At 66.8% G+C, this 557-nt stretch carries 1 protein-coding gene; it reads right to left on the bottom strand.

Annotation, left to right across the window (positions count from 1 at the left end; translation table 11 throughout):
* Positions 1-557, bottom strand: a 557-nt coding sequence (gene nrfD / locus QF777_12180) for a polysulfide reductase NrfD (GenBank protein ID MDP6912285.1), incomplete at both ends; no start/stop codon positions are given.

Genomic DNA, 557 nt, shown 5'->3' with positions numbered 1-557 from the left:
TCAGTAGGAACCAGAACCGCTTCGGCTGCTTGAGGTCGCCCACCAGCAGCACGCCGGTGGCTACCAGGAACACGCCAGCCACCACCGGGGGGACAATCCCGACCACCGATTGCTCGTCGCCGTGACCCATCAACACAAACAGCGAGGCCATGAGCATCACCCCGGCCGCGATGGCCTTGGTGACCAGGTAGCCCGACACCATCGATCCCCAAACCGGTGGATGCTGGGTGGTGTAGGTAGTCCGGGCCATGGCCTCACCATCGCCCCTCGTGGGCGCGGCGCTCAGAGCTACCGGCGTAGGCGTGGAGTGGCCGGAGGTGGTGTCGGCCCAGATCAGGCCGTCATCGGCGATGGCCGAGGCCAACGGATCCAACGAGGAGGAGGAGGCCCCCTTGTAGACCACCTTGGGTCGGGTGTTCTGCTCCGGCGACCGAACCAGGCCGCCGTCGGCATGCAGCCGGCTTATCTCGCTGTCCGGATCGTCGAGGTCACCCACCCGGATGGCCTGGGTGGGGCACACCACGACGCACGATGGTTCGAGGCCGTCATCGATGCGG

The sequence above is a fragment of the Acidimicrobiales bacterium genome, assembly GCA_030747595.1.
In the GTDB taxonomy this organism is placed as follows: domain Bacteria; phylum Actinomycetota; class Acidimicrobiia; order Acidimicrobiales; family MedAcidi-G1; genus UBA9410.
This window is presented reverse-complemented; position numbering and strand designations above follow the sequence as displayed.